General features: G+C 48.9%; 2 protein-coding genes. Both read right to left on the bottom strand.

Going from position 1 to position 3,857, the window contains the following annotated elements:
• Window positions 1-194: 194 nt before the first annotated feature.
• Window positions 195-2,816: an aminopeptidase N gene (gene pepN / locus HMPREF2872_RS08860; RefSeq protein WP_070633012.1), complete on the bottom strand. Its 2,622-nt coding sequence runs from the start codon at window positions 2,814-2,816 to the stop codon at window positions 195-197.
• Between the two features lie 155 nt (window positions 2,817-2,971).
• Window positions 2,972-3,857: YadA family autotransporter adhesin (locus tag HMPREF2872_RS08855; RefSeq protein WP_210398861.1), on the bottom strand; the 886-nt coding region annotated here is incomplete at its 5' end.

The raw sequence follows: 3,857 nt of genomic DNA, 5'->3' as shown, positions 1-3,857 counted from the left end.
TGTGGTGTAAACAACGCAACGTTTTCCTACAGCCTGTTTTATGCAGGCTCTTTTTTTATTCTTATTCACTATCCTCAACGAAAATTAATTTAAGCGTTGATATATAAAAAGGTCGTCTGAAACCAATCGGTTTCAGACGACCTTTAGTCTATCTATCCTTATTGCCAAATTACAATAAGTTCAACAGACAAGCTTTATTTTTCATTCAGAATCTTACCGACAATCTCGCCCACATCTTTGGACAAACCTTCTTGTGCATGGATGCGTTGCAACTCTTTGGTCATAACGGCTTTGCGGTTGGCTTCCAATTTGTTGCAGATGTTGAAAGCCTGTACCAGTCGGGCGGCAACTTGCGGATTAAAGCGGTCGATTTCCATCACTTTATCAGCAACAAAACGGTATCCACTACCATCTTCTGCATGGAAGTGCGGAATATTACGACTGAAGCTCATCAATAAAGAACGGGCCTTATTTGGATTTTCAATACTGAACTTAGGATGATTCAAGGCCGTCTGAACTTGCTGTAAAGTATCTTTGCGGCGACTTGAGGCAATCAGGGCAAAATATTTGTCCATTACCAAAGCATCATCGGCAAATTTATCGGCAAATTGTGTCAACAAACGATCGCGGATTTCGCTTTCATTGCTGTTAATTGCGGATAAGATACCCCATTCGTGGGTCATGTTTTGCGCCATTGCTTCGTAATTCTCCGCAACGTGTTCGATATGCGCAGCGTCAGCACGAAGGATAAATGCCCTGCAAGCATTGCGCAAAGTACGCCAGCCGGCCAATTCCGGGCTGTATTCATAACGCACAGCGGCATCGGCTTGGTTTTCTTGCTCGGCAGCTTGACGGTTCAGCTCGCGCCATTGAGGCAGGAACTTGACGGCAACGGCATTGAGCAAGGCTTCACGCGCCTGATGAACCTGAATCGGGTCAATATTTTCTTCTTCCGCCCATACATCGGTTTCAGACGGCATTTGCAGCAAAATGGCACGGAATGCCGGATCAAAGTCACCGGAAACCACCAAAGCCAAAGCATCCATCAATGCTTTGTGTTCCGGCAAAGGACGGCCTTCCGCCAATGCCTGACGGTTGGCGTTAATGGCGCGATGATACAGGGTTTGAGCAGCCTCCCAACGGGCAAACTCATTTTCATCTGCCGCCAACAACGTGGCCAATTCTTGCTCGCTGTACGGATAGTTCAGGGTAACCGGTGCAGAGAAGTCACGCAACAGAGACGGGATAACCGGCTCATTGACGCCGCCCAACACAAAAGTCTGCTCGGCTTCAGTCAATACCAAAACCGCCTCTTTCACACGTTTGCCTTGATATTCAAACTCAACCGCTTCGCCTTTTTCGTTCAGCAAACCGGTTTTAACCGGAATCATCATCGGCTGTTTGTCCGCCATATCGGGCGTGGCCGGAATAGTTTGTTTGATGGTCAATTCAAACGCACCATCTTTCAGACGGCCTTGAGCATCTAAAACCGGCGTACCGGCTTGGCTGTACCACAAGGCGAACTGATCAAGATTGATACCGTTTGCGTCTGCCATTGCGGCACGGAAATCATCACAAGTCACAGCTTGACCGTCGTGGCGTTGGAAATACAGCTTCATGCCTTTTTGGAAGCCTTCTTCCCCAAGCAAGGTGTGATACATGCGCACCACTTCCGCCCCTTTTTCATAGACGGTCATGGTGTAAAAGTTGTTCATCTCTTCATAGCTGTCCGGGCGGACAGGATGCGCAGTCGGGCCCGCATCTTCAGGGAATTGGAACAAGCGCAGCATGCGGACATTGTCGATACGGCGTACCACGCGGCTGGCTCGGTCGCCGGAAAACTCTTGATCGCGGAATACGGTCAAACCTTCTTTCAGCGACAATTGGAACCAGTCGCGACAAGTCACGCGGTTGCCCGTCCAGTTGTGGAAATATTCGTGGCCGACAACAGATTCGATGCCTTCAAAGTCGGTATCGGTCGCGGTACGGCTGTTGGCCAGCACAAACTTGGTGTTGAAAATATTCAAACCTTTGTTTTCCATCGCACCCATATTGAAATCGCCCACGGCAACGACCATGAAAATATCCAAGTCGTATTCCAAACCGAAGCGTGTCTCGTCCCATTTCATCGCATTTTTCAACGATTCCACTGCAAACCCGACTTTAGGTTTGTCTGTCTCCGTGGTGTAGAACTCGATTTTGACCTTACGGCCGCTCATGGTCGTAAAATAATCTTCCGTTACCGCCAAATCGCCTGCCACCAAAGCAAAGAGATAGCTCGGTTTGGCAAACGGGTCTTCCCATTTCACCCAATGACGGCCGTCTGAAAACTCGCCGCCATCGATTTTATTGCCGTTAGACAGCAACACCGGATAGCGTTTTTTGTCTGCAACGATTGTGGTGGTAAATTTAGACATGACATCCGGACGGTCGATGTAAAACGTAATTTTGCGGAAACCTTCCGGTTCGCATTGGGTAAACAAATTGCCGCCGGAAGCATACAGACCCATCAAAGATTTGTTCTCAGCCGGCAGAATTTCGGTTTCTACTTCCAGCGTGAAGTTTTCAGACGGCACGCCGGCAATCGTCAGTTTTTCGTCTTCCAACACATAATCTACGGCCCGGCCGTTTACTTTCACAGACAGCAGTTTTGCCGAACCATCCAATACCAATGGCTCTCCTGCTCTTTCAGGTTGAACGGTCAGACTGGATTTGACGATGGTTTGCGGTTCTAAAATATCGAAATGCAGGTCGGTTTTCAGAATACGGTACGCTGGCGCAGCGTAGTCTTTCAAATAATGGATGGTTTTGCTCATTTGTTCTCTTTCAGAGTCATGCGGTAAATAGATGAAGCATATCGTTTCAGATAGTCTAAATTCAAGTGTTTTCAGAAAAAAAGGCCGTCTGAAACCTAAAATTTCAGACGGCCTCCCTATTCAGGCAGTAAATCTAGTTGCCTGTCATTGCCAACTTACCACTTATACAGCGCACCGACACCGACACCGACATGACCGTCGGTATTGGCCGAGAAGTTGCCTTTGACAATCCAGTTGCCGCCGTCACTCATCGCAGATACGCCGATAGCCATGGCAGACTGACCGCCGTAGTAGCCGCTGCCGACACCGATACCGGTCTCACCCGGACTGGTTACTTGCGGAATCGAGCCTTGGGCAATCGCACCGGCCACACCCGCGTAGGCTTTCTTACCTACTTGGTTGATGTTGTTCTGCAACTCGGTACCCAAACCAATCAACTGATTCACATTTGCCGCGTCTGTACCGTCTTTACCCGGAGCCACATTGGTAATGCGTTGGCCGCCGTTGTTCAGACCGACAGGAGACAGTTTGACTTGGTTGTTCGGATTGTTTTCAGTCGGTGCAGCGATGGTTACACCATCGTTGTTGACCACGGTATTGCCTGCGGTCAGACCGTCTTTGTTCAACGCAACTTTATCGCCGACTTTCACGCCGTCGTTATTCATCACAGTATCGCCTGCTTTGAAGGTATCGGCATTCACTGTCTTCACGCTAATCTCGTCAGCTAACTTCAGTTGAGCGCCACCGGCTACGGTTTCGCTAATGATGTTGCTGTCGCCTTTAACGTTAATGGTAGAACCCAACGCGTAGTTGTTGCTGCCGGTCGTACCGCCGAAGTTGATGCCTTTAGCGATAGTCGCAGCGTTGTTGGCTACGTTTTGGTTGGTTGCGTACAACTGGCTGCCGTTGACAGCATCTTTGCTGTTGGCGTTGATGTCGCCATCCGCTACGTTGGTTACTTTGTTGCCTGCATTGTCCAAACCGTCTTTAGTCAGGTTTACCTTACCTGCTTTCAAGCCGTCTTTGTTCAATGCAACATCA

Source organism: Neisseria sp. HMSC069H12 (assembly GCF_001812735.1).
GTDB classification, from domain to species: Bacteria; Pseudomonadota; Gammaproteobacteria; order Burkholderiales; family Neisseriaceae; genus Neisseria; species Neisseria subflava.
Note: the sequence above shows the minus strand (reverse complement) of the source record. Positions and strands in the feature narration are given on the sequence as shown.

Excerpts from the sequence above, each read along its gene's own strand:
- pepN (WP_070633012.1), bottom strand. The coding sequence starts at position 2,816 with ATGAGCAAAACCATCCATTATTTGAAAGACTACGCTGCGCCAGCGTAC.